General features: G+C 58.9%; 22 protein-coding genes. 19 read left to right on the top strand and 3 right to left on the bottom strand.

Annotated features, from left to right (window positions below):
* Nucleotides 1-175: 175 nt before the first annotated feature.
* Nucleotides 176-1291: an aldo/keto reductase gene (locus tag ISP18_RS09330; RefSeq protein WP_380009914.1), complete on the bottom strand. Its 1116-nt coding sequence runs from the start codon at nt 1289-1291 to the stop codon at nt 176-178.
* Nucleotides 1292-1404: 113 nt separating this feature from the next.
* Here ISP18_RS09330 and ISP18_RS09325 point away from each other — a divergent pair, with 113 nt between their 5' ends.
* Nucleotides 1405-2361, top strand: coding sequence for a LysR family transcriptional regulator (locus tag ISP18_RS09325; RefSeq protein ID WP_380009911.1), 957 nt, complete (start codon nt 1405-1407; stop codon nt 2359-2361).
* On the opposite strand, the gene ISP18_RS09320 is transcribed toward ISP18_RS09325, so the two are convergent.
* Nucleotides 2352-2516, bottom strand: coding sequence for a hypothetical protein (locus ISP18_RS09320; protein ID WP_380009908.1), 165 nt, complete (start codon nt 2514-2516; stop codon nt 2352-2354). The two genes, ISP18_RS09325 and ISP18_RS09320, sit on opposite strands and share 10 nt — an antisense overlap.
* Before the next feature lie 797 nt (nt 2517-3313).
* Between ISP18_RS09320 and ISP18_RS09315 the strand changes: the two genes are divergently transcribed.
* The gene (locus ISP18_RS09315) at nt 3314-4150 is read left to right on the top strand and encodes a hypothetical protein (RefSeq protein WP_380009905.1); all 837 of its coding nucleotides are present in this window, start codon (nt 3314-3316) and stop codon (nt 4148-4150) included.
* Between the two features lie 106 nt (nt 4151-4256).
* On the opposite strand, the gene ISP18_RS09310 is transcribed toward ISP18_RS09315, so the two are convergent.
* Entirely contained in the window at nt 4257-5627 is a 1371-nt protein-coding gene (locus ISP18_RS09310) for a formimidoylglutamate deiminase (RefSeq protein WP_380009902.1), read from the bottom strand.
* 90 nt (nt 5628-5717) lie between these two features.
* Here ISP18_RS09310 and ISP18_RS09305 point away from each other — a divergent pair, with 90 nt between their 5' ends.
* From ISP18_RS09305 to ISP18_RS09225, 17 genes are all read left to right on the top strand, one after another.
* A complete protein-coding gene (locus ISP18_RS09305; RefSeq protein WP_380009899.1) occupies nt 5718-7280 on the top strand; it encodes a GNAT family N-acetyltransferase in 1563 nt (520 codons plus the stop codon).
* Nucleotides 7281-7476: 196 nt separating this feature from the next.
* The gene (locus ISP18_RS09300) at nt 7477-8934 is read left to right on the top strand and encodes a chloride channel protein (protein WP_380009896.1); all 1458 of its coding nucleotides are present in this window, start codon (nt 7477-7479) and stop codon (nt 8932-8934) included.
* Nucleotides 8931-10145 carry an imidazolonepropionase gene (hutI, locus tag ISP18_RS09295; protein ID WP_380009893.1) on the top strand — a complete coding sequence of 405 codons (1215 nt, stop codon included), beginning with the start codon at nt 8931-8933 and terminating at the stop codon, nt 10143-10145. The genes ISP18_RS09300 and hutI overlap by 4 nt, the downstream gene beginning before the upstream one ends.
* 381 nt (nt 10146-10526) lie before the next feature.
* Nucleotides 10527-10934, top strand: a complete 408-nt coding sequence (locus ISP18_RS09290) for a hypothetical protein (RefSeq protein WP_380009890.1) — start codon at nt 10527-10529, stop codon at nt 10932-10934.
* Nucleotides 10935-10979: 45 nt separating this feature from the next.
* Nucleotides 10980-11867, top strand: coding sequence for a virB8 family protein (locus ISP18_RS09285; RefSeq protein ID WP_380009887.1), 888 nt, complete (start codon nt 10980-10982; stop codon nt 11865-11867).
* A 30-nt stretch (nt 11868-11897) separates the two neighbouring features.
* Nucleotides 11898-12623 (top strand): TrbG/VirB9 family P-type conjugative transfer protein, encoded by a 726-nt coding sequence (locus ISP18_RS09280; protein WP_380009884.1) that lies wholly within the window; start codon nt 11898-11900, stop codon nt 12621-12623.
* Nucleotides 12620-13861 (top strand): TrbI/VirB10 family protein, encoded by a 1242-nt coding sequence (locus ISP18_RS09275; protein WP_380009881.1) that lies wholly within the window; start codon nt 12620-12622, stop codon nt 13859-13861. The genes ISP18_RS09280 and ISP18_RS09275 overlap by 4 nt, the downstream gene beginning before the upstream one ends.
* Before the next feature lie 16 nt (nt 13862-13877).
* A complete protein-coding gene (locus ISP18_RS09270; protein ID WP_380009879.1) occupies nt 13878-14720 on the top strand; it encodes a hypothetical protein in 843 nt (280 codons plus the stop codon).
* A gap of 165 nt (nt 14721-14885) precedes the next feature.
* On the top strand, nt 14886-15890 hold the full coding sequence (locus ISP18_RS09265) for a type IV secretion system protein (protein ID WP_404559439.1): 1005 nt from the start codon (nt 14886-14888) through the stop codon (nt 15888-15890).
* Between the two features lie 3 nt (nt 15891-15893).
* Nucleotides 15894-16400 (top strand): DUF4189 domain-containing protein, encoded by a 507-nt coding sequence (locus ISP18_RS09260; RefSeq protein ID WP_380009873.1) that lies wholly within the window; start codon nt 15894-15896, stop codon nt 16398-16400.
* A gap of 14 nt (nt 16401-16414) precedes the next feature.
* Nucleotides 16415-17014 (top strand): hypothetical protein, encoded by a 600-nt coding sequence (locus tag ISP18_RS09255; RefSeq protein WP_380009870.1) that lies wholly within the window; start codon nt 16415-16417, stop codon nt 17012-17014.
* Complete coding sequence (locus tag ISP18_RS09250) at nt 17011-18561, top strand: XVIPCD domain-containing protein (protein WP_380009867.1); 1551 nt, start codon at nt 17011-17013, stop codon at nt 18559-18561. The genes ISP18_RS09255 and ISP18_RS09250 overlap by 4 nt, the downstream gene beginning before the upstream one ends.
* Nucleotides 18562-18571: 10 nt before the next feature.
* Nucleotides 18572-19609 (top strand): P-type DNA transfer ATPase VirB11, encoded by a 1038-nt coding sequence (virB11, locus tag ISP18_RS09245; RefSeq protein ID WP_380011002.1) that lies wholly within the window; start codon nt 18572-18574, stop codon nt 19607-19609.
* Nucleotides 19610-19644: 35 nt separating this feature from the next.
* The gene (locus ISP18_RS09240) at nt 19645-20466 is read left to right on the top strand and encodes a lytic transglycosylase domain-containing protein (protein ID WP_380009864.1); all 822 of its coding nucleotides are present in this window, start codon (nt 19645-19647) and stop codon (nt 20464-20466) included.
* A 159-nt stretch (nt 20467-20625) separates the two neighbouring features.
* Nucleotides 20626-20967 (top strand): TrbC/VirB2 family protein, encoded by a 342-nt coding sequence (locus tag ISP18_RS09235; protein WP_380011000.1) that lies wholly within the window; start codon nt 20626-20628, stop codon nt 20965-20967.
* Complete coding sequence (locus ISP18_RS09230; protein ID WP_380009861.1) at nt 20960-21265, top strand: type IV secretion system protein VirB3; 306 nt, start codon at nt 20960-20962, stop codon at nt 21263-21265. The genes ISP18_RS09235 and ISP18_RS09230 overlap by 8 nt, the downstream gene beginning before the upstream one ends.
* A gap of 63 nt (nt 21266-21328) precedes the next feature.
* On the top strand, nt 21329-23785 hold the full coding sequence (locus ISP18_RS09225) for a VirB4 family type IV secretion/conjugal transfer ATPase (RefSeq protein ID WP_380009858.1): 2457 nt from the start codon (nt 21329-21331) through the stop codon (nt 23783-23785).
* Nucleotides 23786-24091 lie beyond the last annotated feature (306 nt).

Genomic DNA, 24091 nt, shown 5'->3' with positions numbered 1-24091 from the left:
TCTCCCCTCCGGGGAGAGGGCTGGGGTGAGGGGCCAACCTCGCCAGATGCACGCTTATCGCAAAAAAAAAAAGCGAAACTTGCATGCAGGTGTGTGGTTTCCCGCAAGCCTTGTCCCCTCACCCTAACCCTCTCCCCGGAGGGGAGAGGGAATATGGGGGCTGAGGAAATGAGGTTTAACGCGCCCGAATCTCCCGCGCCTCCAACTGCGGCACGAACACCGGCGGTGCATAACCTCTCGGCTTGTCCCCCACCGCTACGCCGCCATGAATCCGCGTCTGCTGGATGTCGGCGAACATGTAGTAAGGGAACGGTTTCTCCGGCGCGCTGACCGCATCCAATCGCGCGCGCAGTTCGGTCGGCAATTCGAACGACAGCGCTGCAAGATTGGCATCGAGTTGCTCCAGCTTGGTCGCACCGATGATCACTGAGGCAATACCCGGCTGCGTCGCCACCCAGTTCAACGCTACGGCTGCCATGCTCTGCCCCGCTTCCTTCGCCACTTTTTCAAGCTCCGCGACGATCTTCCAATTGCGCTCGGTGAAGCGCTCGAAGCCTGGTGCGCTGGTGACTTTGGCAAGCCGCCCATCGCCCTCGCCGCCTTGCTGGCTGGGCTTGTACTTGCCCGACAGCATGCCCATGGCGAGCGGGCTCCATGCGGTGATGCCCAGTCCTAGGTTTTGCCCTAGCGAAATGTATTCGTGTTCGATGTTGCGCTCGGCCAGCGAGTATTCCAGTTGCATGTTCACCAGCGGCGTCAGCGCATGCGCTTCGGCAAAGGTCTGTGCGCGCGCGGCGTACCAGGCGGGAATGTCAGACAGGCCGGCGTAGCGGATCTTGCCCGCACGCACCAGATCATCGAGCGTGCGCACCACTTCTTCCGCCGGTGTGATGCGGTCCCAGGTGTGCAGCAGGTACAGATCGATGTAGTCGGTGCGCAGGCGGCGCAGCGAGCCTTCCACGGCGCGCATGATGTTCTTGCGTCCGTTGCCGCCGGCGTTGGGATTGCCCGACTCGGCGTTGTAGGTGAACTTGGTGGCGAGCACCACGCGATCGCGTGTGCCGCTTTCCTCAATGAACTTGCCCAGCATGCTTTCGCTGGTGCCTTCGGTGTACATGTCGGCGGTATCGATGAAGTTGCCGCCGGCTTCCAGGTAGCGGTCGAACATGGCCCGCGCGGTCTGCTCCGCGGTGCCCCAGCCCCAGGTTTCACCAAAGGTCATGGCGCCGAGGGCCAGGCGGCTGACGCGCAGGCCGGAACGTCCAAGCGTGAAGTACTGATCGAGCGACATGGCTGAACTCCGTAGTGGGTGAGGACGGGGTGCAGTCTGCGCCAGCCGATCTTGTTGAAAAACCACCACCGACTTGATGCATTATTTAGTAACGCTAATAAATGGAGACGGCCATGCGCGACCACTACGCCCTGCGCGCCTTCCGCGCCATCGCCGAATGCGGCAGCTTCACCCGCGCCGCCGCGGCGCTGGACGTTACCCCTTCGGCACTCAGCCAGACGGTGCAGCAGTTGGAAAACGCGCTGGGCACACGCCTGCTCCAACGCACGACGCGCCGCGTGGGCCTTACCGAAGCCGGCCAGGAGATGCTTCAGCGCATTGCGTCGGCGCTCAATGAATTGGATCTGGCGCTGGATGCGATCCGACAGCACGGTGATCGGCCACGCGGCACGGTTCGCCTCACCGTACCGGCCGTGGTGGCACGCTCGATCATCCAGCCCATGCTCGGTGAGTTCATGGCGCGCTGGCCAGACGTGCAACTGGATATCCGCGTAGAAGACGGCCTTACCGATCTGGTGGCCGAAGGCCTGGACGCGGGCATTCGGTTAGGCGAACGGCTGCAGCGTGACATGGTGGCCGTCCCTATCGGCGGACCGATTCGCTCGGTCGTGGTGGGATCACCGGCGTACTTCAAGCGTTTTGGCTATCCCAAGGAACCGAAGGATCTGCAACGCCACAATTGCATCAAGCATCGCCTTGTGGGCAGCGGTGCGATCTACCGCTGGGAATTCGCGCATCGCAGCGGCCTGCAGAAAGGTCGCTGGTACGAAATTGCCGTGGATGGAAGCCTCACCGTCAACGACGTGCCGCTCGCGATCCGCGCCGCCGAAGACGGCATTGGCCTCACCTGCGTGTTGGAAACCTCCGCGCGCGCATCCCTGGATGCCGAACGCCTGGAAAGCGTGCTCGAACCCTGGCTTCCGCCATTCGACGGCTTTTATCTGTATTACCCGAGCCGTTTCCAGATGCCGCCGAAGCTACGCGTATTTATCGACTTTATTCGCGAATGGAGCGCGCACGGAACGATTCCAAAGAACCGCTCCGCATCGCAACGGCGTGATCAACGATAGCGGTAATAACCGCCCACCCAGACATGGCTCGGCCCCCAGTAACCGGGCACCCACACGCGAGCCGGGCGTGGTGCGACAACGACACAACCTGTTTGCACCAAACTGCCGCCGAGCACAGCGAGCGAAATCAGGCAGAGAGAAAGGTAACGGCGCATGGTGGTTCTCCTCGTGAGTTGAAACTCACGCTGGAAAACGCGGTCTGGAATCATGGCGATGACGAGACGAAGCTGAACTGATGCCGATGGTTCAGCGCTGGCGTCAGGCAAGTGAAAGAACGCAGGTTTATGTGAGCACAAGCGAATGTTTTTACGCGCATGCTTAACCATCCTTCCGGCGAAGGCCGAGGCGGAATGACAAATCAAAACAGAGCAGCAGCCAACCAGGATCCGAAATTACAGATTTTCTACGCGACCATCCGAATCTTTTATCCGATTTCTATGCCATCCCCTTCATGATTCGCACCGCGCCGATGCGCACACGCCGATGTCCAGCAGGCTTGCAGCCGGAGGCCGCCACGCGAGGTAGCGGGCAGCAGCCTCACGATGATCCGGCTCCGGCTGCAAACCTGCTGGACATTGCGAAGATCCATCGGACAAGCAAACCCGCACATATCGCACTTTTCGCTATAGCGAATCATGACGTGCCGTTCATCGCGCCGATAAGCGATGGCGCATCAGCCCACCTATACAAGCAAATAACGCAACCTGGTTCCGTTATTTTGTTCCGTTATTTTCGTAATCACTTACAGACGTCTAAACGTCCATTTTAATTTTATGAAATATTTTTCAAATGGCCATAAATAGTTTTTTCATGGCTTTCATCCATATTTATCCCGAAAGCCGCAGAAGCATTGACCATAGATTCACCTCATCGAACCTATAAGGACGCACCCATCACCCGATGGGCAATGTGTGCAAGCCATGTCCACCCACTCCATGAGGGGAAATTTGCCATGAATGCATTATTCAGCGGTAAACCTGCGACAAAAGCGGCACTTTATCTATTCAGCGTAAGCCTTGGCCTTGGTGCGGCCGGTCACGCCATGGCGCAAACAGCGCAGTTTTCTTCGGAATCCGACAGCATCATGGGCACCGTCACGAAAACCGATGCCATCACAGGAATCATGCAAACAACCACCATCAACCCCGTAGACCAAAGCACAACGAGCGTTTCCGGCAGCAATAATCAATCGGCATTGTCCGCAGAGCAAACCATAAACGGCATCATGGTCTACAACCTCACCGGCATCGACAACAGCACGAATGATGCCGACACAGCAAGCACCGATGATGGCAATGGCAACGCCACGCTAGGAATCAGCAACCTTCTACAAGGGCTTGTTTCCTGGAACAGCAGCAGCACGCCGCTGAGCTGCAACGTCGATGGCATCATGCAGTCGCAAATAGACTGCAGCTCCCAACAAGTGATCAGCGGCCTCGCCATTAATGGCATCATGGTGGCGCCGGGAACCTATCCCTCCGGTGCGATATTTGCGGTAATGGGAACCATCAAGGATCCCAACTGCCTGCTCGACGGCGCTCTAGGCGAGGAGACTTTTAGCGGTACGCTGACACTCCAGCCCTCGTCAATAATGGGCGATGGAACCAAGCAAGGAAAAGTCAGCTTAAGAGGCATGAATCTGAGCGGCACAGCCACATGCAGCGTGCTGGGCATTCCATTATTTCAGACGGCCTACAATCTCAATGTAGCGGGGCCGTATACCGACTACACCTCCGACTCGTCAGAGTTAGACATCAAGCTCGACCTATGGGCCAACACAGTATTTTAATAATACTTGCACGAACAAGGCACCCGGCCTGGAACTCGGCGGACAAACGTGCGCTGAGTTCCGTAGAACATTCTCATCTACGCCACTCAGGGCTCGGACCAAAGCTTTAGCTCTTGGCCATCCGCTCCACCGCCGTCCGATAACGCGCCGCAATCCGCGCCTCATCGCGATGCTGAAAATCACGCACCACCCATTTGCCACCCACCATCACATGGCGCACCGGCGACACATTTCCAGCAAACAGAAAGCTGTCTATCACGGATCGACTATCGCGCGCGGCTAGCAGCGGTGATTCGCTATCGAGCACGATGAAGTCAGCGCGCATGCCTGCATCAAGCGCACCGATGGGCAGATCGGCTGCTTGCGCACCGCCCTTCAACGCCGCTCGCCATAAGGTTTCACCCACGCTATCCCCTGCATGGCGCGCGGCAACGTTACGATGACGTGTGCTGAGGCGCTGACCGTATTCGAGCCAGCGCAATTCTTCGATCGGCGATATGGAAATATGCGAATCGGACCCAACGCCGAGCACGCCGTTGGCATCGAGATAGCGCGCCAACGGGAATAATCCATCGCCAAGATTGGCTTCGGTGGTGGGACACAAACCGGCGATGGCGCCGCTGCGCGCCAGCTGGGTTGTTTCCGCATCGGTGAGATGCGTGGCATGCACTAGACACCAGCGCTTGTCGACAGGCGCGTGATCGAACAGCCATTCCACTGGTCGTGCGCCGCGAGTAGCGAGGCAGTCCTGCACTTCGCCGATCTGTTCGGCGATGTGGATGTGGATGGGGCCGGTTTTCAGCGCATCATGTTCGATCACGTCGCGCCACACGTTTTCCGGGACGGCGCGCAGGGAATGCAAGGCCACGCCGACGCGCACATCATGACTTTCGTGTTTGCGTAGGTTGGCGAGCAAGCGCAGGTAGCCGTCCACGTTGTTGCCGAAGCGACGCTGGCGCGGCGACAGCGTCCGTCCGTCGAAGCCGCCGCTCATATACAGCACGGGCAGCAGGGTAAGCGCGATGCCGGCTTCGCGCGCGGCTTCAATCAGCGCTAGCGACATGGCCTCCGGCTGCGCATAGGGCGTGCCGTCGGGCTGGTGATGCAGGTAGTGGAATTCGCAAACTTGGGTGTAGCCGGCCTTGAGCATTTCCACGTAGAGCTGCGCGGCGATGGCCTGCAAAGTATCGGGGTCGATGCGCTCGGCGAAGCCGTACATGGTTTCGCGCCAGGTCCAGAAGGAATCGTCGCCGGGCCCGCGGCGTTCGGCCAGGCCAGCCATGGCGCGTTGGAAGGCATGCGAATGCAGGTTGGGCATGCCGGGCAATACCCAGCCATGGAGGTATTCCGGTGATTCGCCGGCAGCGGCGACGAGCTTGCCACTGCTGTCCACCCCGAACGTGGCCTCGTTGCGCCACTGCGCTTCCTGCCAAAGGTGGGTTGCCTTGAACTGGTAGACCGCGGACGTATCGCTCATGAACAATCTCCGTGTAACTCGCCAAAGTGTAACCGGCTGTTCCGGCAATGCTCGCATCCGCTTCACTGCCCGTAAGGAAGGATGAAGGCCATGGCTAGGAAGAATGAAAACGCGCCTAAGCTGACCTTGCGTCAGGCTGTCCCTGGCGACGTGCCCGCGCTGGTCGACCTGACCGCCCGCGTCTACACGCCCGAATGGGGCCACTCGGCGGAAATGCTGCGTTCCCAGCAGACGCACTTCCCTGAAGGGCAGTTCGTAGTGGAGTACGAAGGCCGCATCGTGGGCTACTGCGCCACTTTCCGCATCGATGAATCGCTGGCGCTGGCACCGCACACCTGGATGCAAATCACCGGCGGCGGCATGGCCTCGCGCCACAATCCGGCGGGCAATTGGCTGTACGGCATGGAAGTGGTGGTGCATCCGGATTATCGCGGCATGCGTATCGGCCAGCGGCTTTACCAGGCGCGCAAGCGATTGTGCATGGATCTGAAATTGCGCGGCATCAGTTTCGGTGGACGCGTTCCAGGCTTGGCGCGCAACATCCAGCGCTACGGCAGCGCCGAAGCCTACGTGCATGCAGTAGTGGAAGGACGGCGGCGCGATCCCACGCTGAGTTTCCAGCTTGCCAACGATTTCGAGATCATCGGCCTGCTGCGCAGCTACGTGCCGTCGGATTACGAGTCGCTTGGCTACGCGGCGCATCTGGTATGGCGCAACCCTGCCCTGCTCGATCAACCCGACATCCCAGCGGTGCAATCGCCGCGGCATCTGCCCGATTCGGTGCGCGTGGCGACCGTGCAATACCTGCAGCGGCGTATTGCCTCGTTCGACGATTTTGCCATGCAGGTCGAATACTTCACCGACATCGCGGCGGATTACAGCGCGGATTTTGTGGCGTTTCCGGAAATGATCACTCTGCAGCTGCTATCCATCGAGAACGAGGAGCTCTCGCCGGTGGAAACCATTCGCAAGCTCAGCCAATACACGCCGCAAGTGAAGGAGCTCTTCAGCCGCCTGGCGGTGCGTTACAACATCAACATCGTGGCCGGCTCGCACCCCACCGAGCAGCCGAACGGCGACATCCACAACGTGTGCTACGTGTGCCTGCGCGACGGCTCCATCCACGAGCGCGAAAAGCTGCATCCCACGCCCAGCGAACGCAATGTGTGGAACATCACCGGCGGCGACAGCGCCGCTACCATCCAGACCGACTGCGGCCCGATCGGTGTGATGATCTGCTACGACGCGGAGTTTCCGGAGGTGGCGCGGCATCTGGTCGACCAGGGTGCGCTGATGCTGTTCGTGCCGTTCTGCACCGATGTGCGCGAGGGCTACCTGCGCGTGCGCTATTGCGCGCAAGCGCGGGCGATCGAGAACCAGTGCTACGTGATTCTCTCCGGCAACGTGGGCAACCTGCCCGGCGTGAACAATTTCGACATCCAGTACGGGCAAAGCTGCATTCTTACGCCCAGCGACTTCCTGTTCGCACGCGACGGCGTGGCGGCGGATTCCACGCCGAACATCGAAACTGTGCTGTTTGCCGATTTGCGACTGGAGGGTTTGGCGCGGGCGCGCAACGCGGGCACGGTGCAGAATCTGAAGGATCGGCGGTATGACCTTTATGAGACGCGGTGGTTGAGGCAGTCGCGGTGAGACGCGTTTGCCCCCTATCCCCTCTGGGGAGAGGGCTGGGGTGAGGGGCCACGCTTGCCTTGAATCTGCTCATTGCGTAGATGCCTTAAGGCTCGTTGTTCTGCACTGCCCTGCATTACGCGAGGTTGGCCCCTCACCCTAACCCTCTCCCCGAAGGGGAGAGGGAACCATTCGGGGCATCTGCCATAATTCACCGATGCCCGAATCCACCGCGCCGCCTCCAAAAGCCTCCAACCCGCGCCTGCGCGCCGTACTGGGACATGAGTTCTTCGCGCCCTACCAATGGAAACGCCGCATCGCGCTATGGAGCGGCGCAGTGCTGGTCGCGCTGGCGGCCATTCTGTTCGCCAAGGCCAGCGACTGGGCCTATGCACTATTCGAGAAACTGCTGACGCACGGCATCTGGATTCCGCTGATCCTCACCCCGCTGGTGTTCGGCCTGTTGTGCTGGGTGACCGAAGGACGCCTGCGCGCGGCGCGCGGTAGCGGTATCCCGCAAGTTATCGCGACCATCCATGTCGACGACGCGAGTTTTCGTTCGCGCATGCTGGCCTTGCCGATTGCGGTCAGCAAAATGGTGCTCACTCTGCTGGCGCTGATGGTGGGCGCGTCGATCGGCCGCGAGGGCCCGACCGTGCACGTGGGTGCAGGGCTGATGCATTGGCTGGGAAGGCGCTTCGGCTTCAACGATCCGACGGCGCTGTCGCGCTTCATTCTCGCCGGTGGTGCGGCCGGCATCGCCGCTGCGTTCAACACGCCGCTGGCCGGTGTGATCTTCGCCATTGAAGAACTTTCCGGCACGTTCGAGCATCGCTTCAGCGGCCTATTGCTCACCGCGGTGTTCGTGGGCGGCGTGGTGTCGATGGGCATTGTCGGCAACTACGCTTATTTCGGCACGGTGCAGACCAGCCTGCCGCTGGGGCATGCATGGCTGGCAGTCCTGCAATGCGGCATCGTTTGCGGCCTGGCGGGCGGCCTGTTCGCGCGACTGATTCTGCTGAGCCGGCGCGGACCGCTGGCGGTGATCGGCCGGCTGCGTGAGCGCAATCCGGTGTTGTTCGCGATCGGCTGTGGCTTCGCGCTGGCAGTGATCGGCGTGCTGTCGCACAACGCGGTGTATGGCACCGGCTACGCGCAGGCGCGCGCTTTCGTGCAGGATGCGCCGGAAACGCCCGGACACAGCTTCGGCATTCTCAAGCTGCTTGCCAATGTGGTGTCGTACTGGGCCGGCATTCCCGGCGGCATCTTCTCGCCAGCGCTGGCGGTGGGCGCGGGCCTGGGCCACAACATCGCCTATTTCCTGCCGCACGCACCGGAAGCCGCGGTGGTGCTGCTGGGTATGAGCGCGTATCTCTCAGGCGTGACCGGCGCGCCGCTCACGTCGGCGGTGATCGCGATGGAGCTCACCAACAATCAGGACATGGTCATTCCTATCATGGCCGCCTGCTTGCTGGCGCGCGCGGCAGCATCCATCTTCTGCCCCACGCCGGTGTACAAGGATTTCGCCGAACGCATGATTCAGGATTTCGAACGGCGACAAGCGGAAAGCAACGCGGCACAGCAACACACGGCAGCTGAAGACGTCGGCCCCACCAGCACTTACGGCGAACCGGTTGCACCGGCTGCGCCGAACACTGAAGAATCCGATCGATGAACTGGGATTTGCTACTGACACACGCATCACTGGCCACGTTCGTTGGCGAAGCCAGTTACGGCTTGCTGAGCGATGCCGCAGTGGCGTGTCAGGATGGGCAAATCGTGTGGATCGGCGCGATGCGCGATCTGCCTTCCGCTTCGGCCGCCACAGCGCGGGAAGTGCACGATCTGGACGGCGCGCTTGTCACACCCGGCTTGATCGACTGCCACACGCATCTGGTGTTCGGCGGCGACCGCGCACAGGAATTCGATCTACGTCTCAACGGCGCGAGCTATGAAGAGATTGCGCGCGCCGGCGGTGGCATCGTCTCCACCGTGCGCGCCACACGCAGCGCGAGCGAAGACGAGCTGCTCGCGCAATCGCTGCCGCGTGCACGCGCCTTGCTGGCCGATGGCGTGACCACGCTGGAGATCAAATCCGGCTATGGCCTGGAACTAGAGTCCGAGCGACGCATGCTGCGCGTGGCGCGCCGCATTGGACAGGCACTGGGCGTTCACGTGCAGACCAGTTTCCTCGGCCTGCATGCGCTGCCCCCGGAATACAAGGATCGCCGCGACGACTACGTCGACCTAGTCTGCAACGAATTGCTGCCGGCGCTCGCCGACGAAGGCCTGGTGGACGCGGTCGACGCCTTCTGCGAAGGCATCGGCTTCACTCGCGCCGAAACGCAGCGCGTGTTCGAGCATGCGCGTCAATTGGGCTTGCGCGTGAAGCTACATGCGGAACAGCTATCCGATCTGGATGGCGCCGCACTCGTCGCCGAGTTCGGCGGGCTGTCGGCGGATCATCTCGAATACCTCGGCGATGCGGGTATTCAGGCGATGGCACGCGCTGGCACGGTGGCTGTATTGCTGCCGGGCGCCTTCTATGCGTTGCGCGAAACCAAGCTTCCGCCGGTATCCGCGCTGCGTTCGCACGGCGTACCGATCGCTATCGCTACCGACTGCAACCCCGGCACCTCGCCGCTGCTTTCGCTGCGCCTGGCGGCGAACATGGCCTGTACCTTGTTTCGCCTGACGCCGGAAGAAGCGCTACGCGGCATCACCGTCAACGCCGCACGGGCGTTGGGCTTGCCGGATCGCGGCACGCTAGCGGTCGGCAAGCGCGCCGATCTGGTGGTGTGGAACGCAAAACAGCCGGCCGAGCTTTGCTACTGGATCGGTGGCAACCTGGTGCGCAATGTGTGGATTGGCGGCGTGATGATGTAATCGCATGACCGTCATACCCGCTTGCCCAGCTTCGCGGTTATGGAACCACAAGCAGGATGACAGGCCGTCTCGTAATCACTGACGCCGCCTGTCAGGCAATTCTTATTTCTTTCGCAAAAACCTCAACGTAGCCTAACCAATGCGCATGTCGCTGATGGTGCTATGTCAGCGACATGCCCTGCATCAGGGTGAGTGGGGAGCGGAAGTCCGGTTGAAAGTTTGCACGTCGGCAAGGTCTCTTTCGGCATCGAAGGGGATGGTTCGACAGCCCGCATAAAAACCGTTTCGTTCGCGCTACAAGCCTTCGTGCACACATTTCGAATTAGCTGCGAGTGCGAAGTGAAAACGGATTTTTTCAAACGAACCCTGCAATGCGCCCCGATGCTTGTCGCCTTGTTGCTGACAGCATGCGCAACGTCCGCGGCTAAAGATTTCGGCGGCACTTGGAAACCGGTCAATCGCTTCCAGGACACGCCCACGGAAATTCCGCTGAACCCGGCGTACACCTATTACGCCTCCCCCATGGATGAAACCCTACGCAGCATGCTGCGCCGTTGGGCCAAGGATTCGGGTATGCAGTTCTCTTACCAGCTGCCATCCGATTACACCTTGTACAAAGCCGTGGCCAAGATCCACACCACAGATATCCATGCGGCGGCAGCTGAGCTATCTGCCATTTACGCCGCGCAAGGCGTGTCGGTGAGCACGGATGGGCGCGAAATCATGGCTCGGCAAGTACGCAACAGCGCCGGCGCACCACAAGCAACCGCATCCACTAACACCCCATGACGACGACAAGGAAGACGTTGTGATAGCCAGGCAAGGATTTCGCTGATGTTCAACAGATCATCGTCCAGCAAGAAGATCGACGAGGCCGTGGCCAGGTCGATCAATTTCGAAGTCACTGTGACCGATCTCGCCCGGCGCAGCGAACGCCGTGCGTGGTGGGTAGCGTTTGCGGCCATCGCGATGGCGCTGATCCTGGCCAGCGGCTATTTCTTCATGCTGCCGCTGAAGGAAAAGGTGCCTTACCTCGTGATGGCCGATGCTTACACCGGCACCAGCACGGTCGCGCGGCTCAATGAAGACGCGCTCAATCATCGCATCAGCACCAGCGAAGCGATCAATCGCAGCAACGTCGCGCATTTCGTGCTGGCACGCGAATCCTACGACGCGGCGCTGATCAACCTACGCGACTGGGCCACCGTATTGACCATGGCCTCGCCCGGCGTAGCCGCTGCCTATACAGGCTTGCATGCGTCCAACAATCCCGACAGCCCTTACAAAACGTACGGCCGCGACAAGGCTATCCGCGTAAAGATCCTCAGCATCGTGCTCATCGGTGGCGGCTCCAGCGCAGGGCCCAGGGGCGCGACGGTGCGCTTCCAGCGCAGCTTGTACGACAAGCAAACCGGCTCCAGCCATCCGCTGGATAGCAAGATCGCCACGCTGGAGTTCACCTACAAGCCGAACCTGAAAATGGACGAGCAGTACCGCATCGAAAATCCGCTCGGGTTTCAGGTGACCAACTATCGCGTGGACAGCGATTACGCATCCGAGCCAACAGAAGAAACGCCTGACGCCCCAGCAACCGACGACGGCCAATCCTCCAGCGCACCGGCGAGCAGCGAAAGCTCCGCCGCGATACAGCCATCCCCTATTCCAGATCATGCAGGCGCCGAAACCGCGCCTCGCAGCGATACGCAAGGAGTGCGCCGTTGATGAACCGTTCGTGTCACTTCATCCTGGCTATTGCAGTCATGGCCTGCATGCCACGGGGCCAGGGCGCAAGCGGTGCAGCAATACGCATACGAACCTGACCGCATCTATCCGGTGCACACAGGCTTAGGCATCACCACGCAGATCGAGCTCAGCCCCAACGAAAAGATCCTCGACTACAGCACGGGCTTCAGCAACGGCTGGGAATTGAGCCGTCGCGACAACGTGTTCTATCTCAAACCCAAGAACGTCGACGTAGACACCAACCTAATGATCCGCACGGCGACGCACGCCTACATCTTCGAATTGAAGGTAGTGGCGACCGATTGGAAATCGCTCGACCAAGCCAAGCGTGCCGGCGTGCAGTACAAGATCAGCTTTACCTATCCGACCGATACACGCTTTACCGATGAGGCCAAAAAGGCTACCGAAACGCCGGCACTGAGCACTGCGTTGGTGCCAGACCGCAACTACAACTTCAACTACGACTACGCCACGCGCAGCAAGAAGGCACCCTGGCTGATCCCCATGAATGTCTACGATGACGGCCAGTTCACCTACATCAGGATGAGCGACTTGAAGCGCTTTCCTACCGGCAACTTTCCCACCGTCTATATGCGCGAGCGCGCGCACGGCGAGGATTCGGTGGTCAACACTTCGGTGGAAGGCAACACCATCATCGTGCACGGCACGTATCCATACCTGGTCATTCGTCACGACAACAACGTCGTGGGTCTTCGAAGGAACGCAGCCCAATGAGCCAGAACACGCCCTATCATCCCGAAGACGCTTCCAATCACGACATCCACGCTGACACGCATCGATCTACTACCAGTAATCCGTACGCCGCACGCTATCAGCAAGCCGCTACGCCTGATCTGGACGCTGCCGCTCCGCAACTCAAAACAGGCGACGTGCGGCGCATGAATCTTCGCGCGCTGAGTTTCCTGGTGGGTGTCGTCGCATTGCTGCTGTTCACCACGATATGGATGATCAGAGGTGCTACGCATCGCAACAGCGAGCCACCGAAACCCCGCGAAGAAGTTGTTACCGTGCCGGATGCGCCTAAGCCGGGGCTTCCGCCTTCGCCCCTGCTGCCGCAACAAACCACTATGCAGCGAACGCCGGAACCCATTCCTCTTGCCCCGCCGTTACCTGCTACACCACCGCAGACGACACTCGCCCAGCAGCGCAGCCCTAGCTTGATGGAACGTCGCATGATGGGCGGCAGCACTTCGGTGGAGGTATCCCATGACGGCACACCATCCGCTGGAGGCAACGGGACTAGGCCGAGTATGATGAGAACGGAAACGACGGGCCTGCCCGGCTTTCCCGACCAAGGTATTCCGCTCAACGCGGCTTACGGGGCAAAACCCTTACCGAATGTATCTAGCGCGCAGGGACTTACCGCCCCGGACACGCTCATGCTGCGCGGCACCTTCATTCGTTGCGTGCTGGAAACGCGCATCGTCACCGATATCCCCGGCTTCACCTCCTGCATCGTCACCGAACCGGTCTATTCCTTCAATGGCAAGCACCTGCTGTTGCCGAAAGGTTCGAAAGTACTGGGCAAGTACGACATGGAACCAAACGGCCCGCGCGTCGCCGTAATATGGGACCGCATCGTCACGCCCACCGGTATCGATGTGAATATGGCCAGCCCAGGCGTGGATAACCTCGGCGGCGCCGGACACCCTGGCCGCTACAACGCGCATTGGGGCAGCCGCATCGGCTCAGCGCTGTTGATCAGCATGCTGAGCGACGCCTTCAAATACGAAGCGGCGGTGCATGGACCAACGCAAACCACCATCAGCAATGGTGTCGTCACGCAGACGCCGTTCGAAAGCAACACCGCGCAAACCGTGCAAAACCTCGCCAACCAAGCAGTGCGACGTGCGGCGAATCGCCCCGCGACCGTCACCATTAACCAGGGCACGGTGCTGACCGTCTACGTTGCCAAAGACGTGGATTTCAGCGGCGTGGTCGCCCGCTACTGAGCGTTTGGGAATACCCATGAAATACACATCATCATCCGGTACACGACCAACCTCGCTGCCCAATGGCAAAAGACATGTCGTGCCTGCCCGACTGCGTGCTCTTCGCTTCGCCAAGCTTCGCATCGGATTGGTAGCCTGCGTGTTGTCGCTGGGCGGACTTTTCACTGCACCGGTCGCCGCGCAATGGCAAGTGATCGATGAAGCTTCGATCGCTCAGGACGGGAAAAATTTTGTCGAGACGGTTGCACATTACGCTAAAGAAATCGCACAGTTCGAAGCCGTGCTGGAACATTATGCTCAACAGCTCATCTCATTGGCGGGCATGAAATTCACGCAGCCTGTGATGAATACAACCCTCGTGGAGGTCCCTCTCACGCAGGGCATGGACGAAACCTGTCCCAACAATACCGGCGTGACAGGTATCGCCAATGAACTGCTACAACTGGTGGCTCCCGACTTCAACAAGCCCATCGTGGCCAGTCAGTTGCAGATCTGCCAGCAGATCGTGATGCGCCGCAATCATCAGTACAACCTTACGGTAAACATGCTCAACCGTCTGCAAGGCACGTATAGCCAATACCTTCAGCAATACGAAGATCTAGCCACCCTGGTCGGGAATAGCCAGGGTGCCCTAGCCGGCAGCCAGTCCGCGATCATTCGTGGCAGCGCCAATCTGGAGACCGAGATGAAGAATTGGCAAGCACAAATCCAAACCGACGAACAGATCATCAATTACCTACAGTCGCAACAGGCCATGCTTGGCAAGATGGCCATGCGCGGCAAAAATACAGTCCTTGGCAATGTCGTCCAGGCAGCCACCTTGAAGATTGCCTTCGACCAACTCAACGACGGCCAATGATTTTCTGCCACGGCATGACGCCAACAGCTTCGGAAACCCTTGAGGCATCAATCAAAGGACTGCGATGCAATGAGCCCGAATCTTAGCGATTTCGTCTACTTTTCATTGGTCAACAGCTATCTGAAAAGTCAGATCGCTCACTTCCAGCAGGATGTCCTCGGACGCATGGCGCTCTGGGCGGCTACTTTTGCGCTCGTTCTGGTCACGCTTTGGGTCACCATCCAGGGCTACCGCATGATCACAGGCCAAAGCCGCGAACCCATGATGGCGATGGTCGGCAACATGGCCAAGATCGTTTTCATCGTCTCCATCGCCACTTCGCTAGCAGCCAGTGGCAACGCGATCCAGCAACTGCTCACCACCGACCTCGCCCAACATATCAATTATCTGCTTACCGGCAGCAGCACCTCACCGGATGAACTGATCGACCAAAACCTCGCCAAAACACAGGTGGCCCTCGCCGCCATCGACGTGGTGCAGGTCTCACCCACCGATGTCGAAACCACTGGCGCCAAGGCGCGCGCCACCCTCCTCGCTACTTTCGGCACCGCCAGCCCACCCATGGTCGCCGGCGCGATGCTGCTGCTTTACCAGTTCGCCATTGCGCTGTTCATTGGCTTGGGGCCGCTGTTCATCCTTTGCCTGATCTTCGATCAGACCAAGGAGCTGTTCCGCAAATGGCTCATGTACGGCATTGGCACATTGTTCTCCATGGCCATGCTCGCCGTCGTCACCTCCATTGCCATGCGCCTGTGCCTGGCTGTCACCGAAGCACTGTGGTCGGCCAACGTCATCAACAACTTCACTGGATACGGTAGTGAGGGACTTTCCAGCCTTGCGCTACAACAAGGTGGCATCGGCTTGCTGATGACTGCGCTCATCATCAGCGTGCCGCCGATGGCGGGGATGTTTTTTATGGGAACCATGGGCAACTTTTCGCCCTACTCTGTATTCGGAGGTGGATTCAACAAACCTGGGCCAAAGGGTCAGCCGCCTGGAGCATGGGGCGGGTACTCGTTGCCACCAAACGTCGCCTCTGGACAAACCTCCTCCTCGAAGCAAAGTGAAACTGGTTTCAACAATCCTTCCCTCGGCGTGCGGGCGTCCGGAAACGCGCTCGCACCTTCCAAAGATGAAATCAAACCCTACAACCCACCGCAGGGAAACTAAGTGATGAAGGTAAAACTATTTTTCCTACTCAGTTTGTTGGGCCTTAGCAAAGCCGGAGTTGTATCTGCGCAGGGTGGCTGCCCTCCAGGCCAGTATCCGGTCAGTGGTGAAGGCTGGAATTATTGCGCTCCTATCCCAGGATATGACCAATCGCCAACATCTTCCCAACCCGAACAGCCACCCGCACGCTGGAAATCCCGCTGGGGAGCGATTGCAACAGATGGAGTCAAGGGCGTTCTAGGCACAGCTACCGGCGAAGCCGATCAAAGCGAAGCAGAACAAAAAGCCTTAGCTCAATGCCACACGAAAGGTGGATCGGCATGCAAAATCCAGACTTCTTACGCGAATGGCTGTGCGGCAATGATCGTTGGTAACAACGGCTTTAGCACAGCGATTGGCTCCACAATTGAGGAGGCTGTAAGCAAGGGAATGAAAATTTGTCGATCAGATGGAGACACTAGCTGTCACGTCTATTACACCGACTGCAGCCTCCCCGGTCTCGTTCATTAGAAAAAGGATTGCCCATGCGATTTACATTGACCGCGGCACTTATCCTGGCGCTATCCACACTTACCTCCGCATGCAGCATGTCCACTCAACACGTCGACACCAAAAAGAACCCAAATCCCAAAATGCGCTATGAGGTCACTCTGACCATCGAAAACGCGCCAGGTCCGTTCGATTCGGTGACAGGGTATCTGCAATACGACGTCACCAATGCGGCCTGCGTACCCGAAACCGGTCCATCGTGGAATCGGATGCGAATCCCACCTGAAAAGAATCCGGAGATCGTCTTTACCAAGGTGACCAATAATGTCTATAAGGCAACGGTCTTCGGCGACTACTTCCAGGACGAGGACTACTTCGGTCTAGGGGTTTGTCGTTGGTCGCTGATGTTGACTACCGCTCGCCTAAAGGTCAACAAGGCCATGCTCGACGCAAGCCTTCCTGCTGAAGATCTTTTCTCACAAAAGTCGGCCACCACCTCATTCGTTCGTCAAGACTATCTTGACAACGATACGGAGAGATTTCCGAGTGGCTTTACCGACTTATCCAACTTTCCAACGATTAAGCGAGAGAACACCTTCTCGGTAACACTCTCAGCTAAGGAAAGCTTTCAATGACTATCACTGTCAAAGACTACGCGGTCCTATGCAGCGACTCTTACAACAATCGAGAGAAGGGAAAAAAAATAATACTTGGTGGTGTGATCTACAAAGTCTTCGACCGCTACAGCAACTCCTTCACTGGTTATCAAGGCACCGCCTATCAACGTCTTGACACCGAAGAAGTTGTGATTGCCAGCCGCGGTACAGAAAAGAACTGGTCGGACGCACTCACCGACGCCGGCATGGTGGTCGCGGGTCTGAATGCCCAGATAGTGGATGCAAAGGGCTTTGCTGATCGCGTAAAACATGAGGTCGAAAAGCAATCAGCTCTACAGAACCGCTCCACCCCATCCATCACCGTCACCGGCCACTCCCTGGGCGGCGCCATTACCGAAATCCTCGCCCACGAATTCGGCATGCATGGTGTTACCTTCAACGCCTATGGCGCTGTCGATATGGGTTATCGCATCCCCGAAGGTGGCTCACAGGTCACAAACTACGTGCGCATGACCGACGTGGTGAGCGCGGCCAGTCGCCACTTCGGCAAGGTCGTTGAACTTGCCACTCCCGAGGACATCGAGCAGCTCAAGCACGCTGGCTATGACAACAACGTGACCGCGCAAAGTTTGCGCAATCCACTTACTGCCCTCAGTTTCGCCGCGCACGGCATCGACAATTTCGCCCCGAATAATCCAGGCTTGACGCGTTCGGACCTTTCCCCAGATAACGAAGCTCGCGCTCGTGCACATGGCAAGGCTATCGGCCTTTATCGCGCTGACATCCAGGCACTGCGCGCCAATACCTTGTCCTTGCCATGGGAGCTTCAGCAGAAGCAGCAGACCGCTGTGCACTTGGCCGGTCGTGCGGCGACAGCTGCGCTGCAAGGCGATTTCGAGCACGCCGGAAAGATCACGGAGCTAGCCGCACATCGCACGACCGAAAATGCTCGCTATGCATGGAACACAGCAACCAACACCGCCATGCTTGGTATCAACGCCATTGATCGCGTAGGCGAACATATCGCTGACCAGATCAAGGAGACTGCCGGCGACGTAAACACCTATCTGGATCACCTGGGCAAGGCCATGGGCAGCGACGTGCTTGAACGCAATGTCCGGCATGCTGTGCAGGATATCTCGCAGGCTGTCGGCCAAGGTCGTGATATTGCCCACCGCCTTCTGAGCGATGCCTCACATCCTGTCCATGATTTGTACCAACAGGCGCGCGATGCCATACATCGTCTGGATGCGGAGCATGGCCACAACTCGGATCAACGCAGCGATAACCTAGCGGCGTCACTGACCGTGGCTGCACACCGCGAAGGGATCAACCAGATCAGCCACGTCGTACTTAGCGAGGACGCTTCCCACGCCTTCGCTATGGACAGAAGCCATTCGCCACTCAACCGTTTTGCTGTCGTCTCGGTGGTAGACGCGATTAACACGCCCATCGAACAGTCCAGCGCGGCATGGATACAGGTTGCGCAAGAGCGTGCACAGGTGCAAGCCCGCGAGCAGGTACTGCAGCCGGCGCGTCAACAAAGCCATGGGTTGAGTAGGTAACGCCATGGGCATGGACGCCGCCATCACTCCCATCTCGAACGACTTTCTAGATTACCAGTATGAGGTGCTGGGCATTCGGGGATTCATGGCCTCGCAAGAGGTTACGGAAATCTGCATCAACCGCCCGGGCGAGCTTTACCTGGAAAGCCGCGATGGATGGCAGCGGGTGGAAGTATCCACGCTTACCTTCGAGCGCGCGCGGCAGTTCTGCACGGCGGTCGTCAACGAGAGCCATACCGGCCAGCGCATTACTGATGCTGAGCCGATGGTGTCGCTCACCTTCCCCACCGGGCAGCGTGCGCAATTCGTCATTCCGCCGGCCTGCGAGTCCGGCAAGGTGTCGATCACCATACGCTTGCCATCCAGGCAAACGAAAACGCTTGCGCAATACGAGAGCGGCGGTTTTTTCGACGAGATTCTGGAAAATGCACACGGCCTCGGCGAGCAGGATCGCGAATTGCTAGATCTGCGTGCAGCACGTCGCTACGCGGACTTCTTCCGCAAGGCAGTGCTCTACAAGAAAAACATCGTCGTTTCCGGTGCCACCGGCAGCGGCAAAACCACGTTCATGAAATCGCTAGTGCATCACATTCCACCTGGCGAGCGGCTGGTGACCATCGAGGATGCGCGGGAGCTGTTCATCGACCAGCCAAATGTCGTGCATCTGCTTTACTCCAAGGGCGGCCAGGGCAGCAGCAATGTCAACGCTCAAACTTGCATGGAAGCCTGTCTGCGCATGAAGCCTGACCGCATCATCCTGGCGGAGTTGCGCGGCGACGAGTCGTTCTACTTCATCCGCAATTGTGCCTCCGGCCACCCTGGCTCGATTACGAGCTGCCATGCCGGCAGCACGGAGCAGACCTGGGATCAGCTGGCCCTGATGGTGAAGGCGTCACGCGAGGGCGCTGGCTTGGAATTCGAAACCATCAAACGCCTGCTGAAGCTGACCATCGACATCGTGGTGCACATCAAGGCGCATGCAGGGCGCCGCTACATCACCGGTATCGATTTCAATCCGCTTCGCAACACGGCCGCGGATGCGCCGTGAGCAGGGAATTTGTTTGACCTCAGGGAGGAAGCAACATGGCAGCAGGATTTGCAATGATGGGTTGTCAAAACCTCGCGGTTCCCGCCGAGGTGATGCAGCACGTCGTTCATGTGGAGTCAGCGGCCAACCCCTTCGCCATCGGTGTGGTGGGAGGCCAACTGGTGCGCCAGCCGCGGAACCTGGACGAAGCGCTCGCTACCGTGCAAATGCTCGAAGCGAAGGGCTACAACTTTTCGGTGGGGTTGGCGCAGGTCAATCGCTATAACCTCGATAAGTATGGTCTTGCTTCCTATGAGCAAGCTTTTCAGGCCTGCCCGAATCTGATGGCTGCGTCGCGGATTCTGGCCGATTGCTACGCCAGCGCCGGCGGCGATTGGGGCAAGTCGTTCAGCTGCTACTACGCCGGCGATTTCGTCACCGGCTATCGCGACGGTTATGTGCAGAAGATCTACGATTCGATCCGTCGCACCATCACGGTCGACGGCGTGCGAAACGATGCAGTGGCACCCATACCGCTGACTGAAACGACGAGCGCATCACGCGAGGCACCCGTCATACGTACGACGCCTGCGCCGGATAGTCCGGCTTATCGCGTTGCCATACGCAGCAACATGCTGGATACCGCGGTTGCGGCAACCATCACCACGGCAACCGCTGCACCAGCTCATGCCAACGCACCGCCCCAGGAAACCCCATTCAACAACGAGACTGTTTCCGCGATTTTCGTACCGCAAGTGCGTGGCCCAAACGATGTACCACCCACGTCGACCGATGCGCAACAGACCACTTTGCCGACATCGCCAGTCGATCAAGCAGATCTTCACCAAGGAGGCAGCGATAACGCATTCGTCTTCTAGCTGCACCCTTCACCTTCATACCAGGCCATCCCCGTGCCTACATCCACGCGGCAATCCGGAACGCCGCATCGTTTCACTCCACTCATAAGGAAATCTGCCATGAAGTCCACCTCGCCCAACCACCATGCTTCCTTCCAGCCGCAGCAAATGCTTGCATTCATGCTCGTGAGTCTGGTCGTGCTTGGCGCCATGATGTTACCCGGCGTGGTTCTCGCTCAGGATCTTGGTGGCACGGACCAGAAGGTCTGCGGCTTCTTCAGCAATATCAACAATCTGCTGAACATGGCCTCGATCACCGCCGTCACCGTTGCAGTGGCCTTTTCCGGCTACCAGATCGCTTTTGCACACAAGCGCATTACCGACGTGGCGCCGGTGCTGATCGGCGGTCTGTTGATTGGTGCGGGTGGCCAGATCGCCAAAATGCTGGTCGGCGACACCGGGCAGTCGTGCTCGGCTACCACCAGCATGGTGATGCATTACCTGAGCAGCTTTTATGCATAAAAACGCACTGTTCCGCGGCTGCACGCGCCCGCCCATGTTCATGGGCGTGCCTTACGTGCCCTTCTTTCTTGGCGCAGGTGCATGCCTTCTGCTGGCGATGTACTTCAACATGTTCTTCCTGCTGCTGATGCCGCCGATGATTTTCGTGATGCGCCAGATGGCCAAGCGCGACGAAATGATCTTTCGGCTTCTGGGTTTGCGCCTGCAGTTCCGCACGCGGGTAAGAAATCTCCAGCAGCACGACGGCATGTGGGCATTTACACCTAACAGCTATCGCGAACAGCACAAGCGAAAGTAACGCATCCCGCGACCGGCATCGAAGCCCACGCCGGTCGCCTCCTTATTCAAACGACAGCCGACTATGTTCACACCGGACGCACCCATCAGCGATTTTATCCCGCTCTCCACTCATGTATCCCCTACCGTGCTCAAGACCACCGGCGGCGATTTCCTGCTGACGTGGCGGCTCGGCGGGTTACCATTCGTGGGGCGCGAGGAATGGGATCTGGAACACCGCCACAACGCCTTCAACCGCATGTTGCAAACCTTGCGCGCGCCGGATTTCGTCAATGTCGCTTTCTGGGTTCACGACGTGCGGCGCCGACATCGCATCAAGGACAGCAGCCGTTTTGAGCAGGTGTTCAACCAGTCGCTGTCGAATGCGTATTTCGGCGCGCTGTCCGCGCAGAAGCTGATGCAGAACGAGCTCTACGTCAGCATGATCTATCGCCCGATGGTCAGCGGCAAACGCTTTGCGGAAAAATCCTCCGATATCGAGCAACTGGAAGCTCAGCAGCAGCACGCGATCGCCACCGTGCAGGAGTTGGCCGGTAACGTGGAAGCCGTGTTAAAGGATTACGCACCCACTCGACTTGGCATGTACGAGGCTTCCAACGGCGTGGTGTTTTCCGAAGCGCTGGAATTTTACGGCTATCTGCTCAACCGCATCGACGAACCGGTACCGGTGTTGCAAGCCCCTGTGCACGGCTATCTGCCGGTCAGCCGCCAACGCTTTTCCAGTAAGACCGGCGACTTCGTGATTACCACACCCAACGGCGTCAATCATTTCGGCGCCCTGTTGAATATCAAGGAATACACGGAAGCGACCTATCCGGGCATTTTGAACGGTCTGAAGTACCTCGACTTCGAATACGTCATCACTCACTCATTCAGCCCAATGGGGCGACAGGACGCGCTCAAAGCGCTCGAACGCACCAAGGGCATGATGATTTCTTCCGGCGACAAAGCCGTAAGCCAGATCGTGGAACTGGATCATGCGATGGACCAGCTCGCCTCCGGCAACTTCGTGCTGGGTGAATATCATTTCAGCATGGCGATTTACGCTTCCAACCAGGAGCTGCTTTCGCAGCAGATCGCCGCGGCCCGCGCCGAGCTTTCCAACGCGGGCTTCGTGTCGGTAAAGGAGGATCTGGCTGTCACTGCATCGTTCTACGCGCAGTTCCCGGCCAATTGGAAATATCGCACGCGCTTGGCCAACGTCAGCTCGTTGAACTTCCTCGGCCTGTCGCCGCTGCATAACTTCGCGATCGGCAAGAAGGAAAATAACCCTTGGGGCGAGTGCGTAACCACGCTGCAGACCATCAACGGCCAGCCTTACTACTTCAATTTCCACGCCACGCATCCGGCCGAAAACTCGCTGGGCGAGAAAGCTATCGGCAACACCATGGTGATCGGCAAGTCCGGCACCGGCAAAACCGCGCTGATCAATTTCCTGCTCAGCCAGGTACAGAAGCTCAAACCCTCGCCCACGATCTTCTTCTTCGATAAAGATCGCGGCGCGGAGATCTTCGTGCGTGCCTGCGGCGGCAACTATCTTGCGTTGGAGAACGGCCAGCCCACGGGCTTCAATCCCTTTCATTGCGAACGCACCGAAGCCAATCTGCAGTTCCTGGCCGAGCTCATCAAAGTGCTGGCCGGTAAGAGCGCTTACAGCTCACGCGAGGAGGAAGACATCTTTCGCGCGGTGGAGAACATGCTCGACACGCCCGTCCATCTGCGCAACATGACCAATTTCCAGAAGAGCCTGCCCAACATGGGAGATGATGGTCTCTTCATGCGCCTGCGCAAATGGACCGCCGGCCATGCGCTGGGATGGGTGTTCGACAATCCCAGCGACACCATCGACCTTACTCGCGCCAACATCATCGGCTTCGATTACACCGACATCATCGACAACCCGGAAGTGCGCGTTCCGGTGATCAACTACCTGCTGCACCGTCTGGAAGCGCTGATCGACGGCCGACCGCTGATCTACGTGATGGACGAGTTCTGGAAGATTCTCGATGGCAAGGGTGGCCTGAAGGATTTCGCTAAGAACAAGCAGAAAACCATCCGCAAGCAAAACGGCCTCGGCATCTTCGCCACTCAGAGCCCGGAAGACGCACTCGCCAGCGACATCGCCGCCGCACTGGTCGAACAGACCGCCACCATGATCCTGCTGCCCAATCCGAATGCCAGCCGCGAGGATTACATCCAGGGCCTCAAGCTGACTGAGGCGGAATACCAGGTGGTGGTAAGCCTCGACGAACGTTCGCGCCGATTTCTCGTGAAACAAGGCCACGCATCGTCGGTCTGCCAGTTGGATCTCCGCGGCATGGACGATGCCCTCGCGGTGATCTCCGCATCTACCGACAATATCCAGATCACGCATACCGTGTTGCAAGAGTGCGCTGCCGCCGAAGGCATATCGATGGATGACTTGCGACCGGAGCAATGGCTGGAGGCGTTCTACGAAAACCGCAAGGGCAGCGGGAAATCGGGCCACCGCCGGATCGCAAATCACCGCGCTCGGTGGTGACATGATCGGTTTGCCACAGATTGCGAGACCCTTGATCAATGTCTCGAGGGACCGCGCATCAGCTATCCACAGAGCAGTCATTTCACTCGCGCCCGTGGTTGTCGCTTTCGTTACATTGATGCTTGCGTTGCCAGCTATCGCCCAGGACGACTTGCGATTTCGGGCCGGCGATCCTTTCGTGTTCTGCACGCAGGGCCTGAAAATACCCGACCCATGTTGGCGCCCGTTGCCTCCATATATGGGGAACTACACGCTGACGGGTGTGTGCGATCCACCCAACATCCATGGAAGAAGCTGGACTGCCGA

Origin of the sequence: Dyella humi, from assembly GCF_044904605.1 — a bacterium.
GTDB classification, from domain to species: domain Bacteria; phylum Pseudomonadota; class Gammaproteobacteria; order Xanthomonadales; family Rhodanobacteraceae; genus Dyella_B; species Dyella_B humi.
This window is presented reverse-complemented; position numbering and strand designations above follow the sequence as displayed.

Coding starts and splice junctions, on each gene's coding strand:
- ISP18_RS09330 (WP_380009914.1), bottom strand. CDS start 1,291: ATGTCGCTCGATCAGTACTTCACGCTTGGACGTTCCGGCCTGCGCGTC.
- ISP18_RS09325 (WP_380009911.1), top strand. CDS start 1,405: ATGCGCGACCACTACGCCCTGCGCGCCTTCCGCGCCATCGCCGAATGC.
- ISP18_RS09320 (WP_380009908.1), bottom strand. CDS start 2,516: ATGCGCCGTTACCTTTCTCTCTGCCTGATTTCGCTCGCTGTGCTCGGC.
- ISP18_RS09315 (WP_380009905.1), top strand. CDS start 3,314: ATGAATGCATTATTCAGCGGTAAACCTGCGACAAAAGCGGCACTTTAT.
- ISP18_RS09310 (WP_380009902.1), bottom strand. CDS start 5,627: ATGAGCGATACGTCCGCGGTCTACCAGTTCAAGGCAACCCACCTTTGG.
- ISP18_RS09305 (WP_380009899.1), top strand. CDS start 5,718: ATGGCTAGGAAGAATGAAAACGCGCCTAAGCTGACCTTGCGTCAGGCT.
- ISP18_RS09300 (WP_380009896.1), top strand. CDS start 7,477: ATGCCCGAATCCACCGCGCCGCCTCCAAAAGCCTCCAACCCGCGCCTG.
- hutI (WP_380009893.1), top strand. CDS start 8,931: ATGAACTGGGATTTGCTACTGACACACGCATCACTGGCCACGTTCGTT.
- ISP18_RS09290 (WP_380009890.1), top strand. CDS start 10,527: ATGCTTGTCGCCTTGTTGCTGACAGCATGCGCAACGTCCGCGGCTAAA.
- ISP18_RS09285 (WP_380009887.1), top strand. CDS start 10,980: ATGTTCAACAGATCATCGTCCAGCAAGAAGATCGACGAGGCCGTGGCC.
- ISP18_RS09275 (WP_380009881.1), top strand. CDS start 12,620: ATGAGCCAGAACACGCCCTATCATCCCGAAGACGCTTCCAATCACGAC.
- ISP18_RS09270 (WP_380009879.1), top strand. CDS start 13,878: ATGAAATACACATCATCATCCGGTACACGACCAACCTCGCTGCCCAAT.
- ISP18_RS09265 (WP_404559439.1), top strand. CDS start 14,886: ATGGCGCTCTGGGCGGCTACTTTTGCGCTCGTTCTGGTCACGCTTTGG.
- ISP18_RS09260 (WP_380009873.1), top strand. CDS start 15,894: ATGAAGGTAAAACTATTTTTCCTACTCAGTTTGTTGGGCCTTAGCAAA.
- ISP18_RS09255 (WP_380009870.1), top strand. CDS start 16,415: ATGCGATTTACATTGACCGCGGCACTTATCCTGGCGCTATCCACACTT.
- ISP18_RS09250 (WP_380009867.1), top strand. CDS start 17,011: ATGACTATCACTGTCAAAGACTACGCGGTCCTATGCAGCGACTCTTAC.
- virB11 (WP_380011002.1), top strand. CDS start 18,572: ATGGACGCCGCCATCACTCCCATCTCGAACGACTTTCTAGATTACCAG.
- ISP18_RS09240 (WP_380009864.1), top strand. CDS start 19,645: ATGGCAGCAGGATTTGCAATGATGGGTTGTCAAAACCTCGCGGTTCCC.
- ISP18_RS09235 (WP_380011000.1), top strand. CDS start 20,626: ATGCTCGTGAGTCTGGTCGTGCTTGGCGCCATGATGTTACCCGGCGTG.
- ISP18_RS09230 (WP_380009861.1), top strand. CDS start 20,960: ATGCATAAAAACGCACTGTTCCGCGGCTGCACGCGCCCGCCCATGTTC.
- ISP18_RS09225 (WP_380009858.1), top strand. CDS start 21,329: ATGTTCACACCGGACGCACCCATCAGCGATTTTATCCCGCTCTCCACT.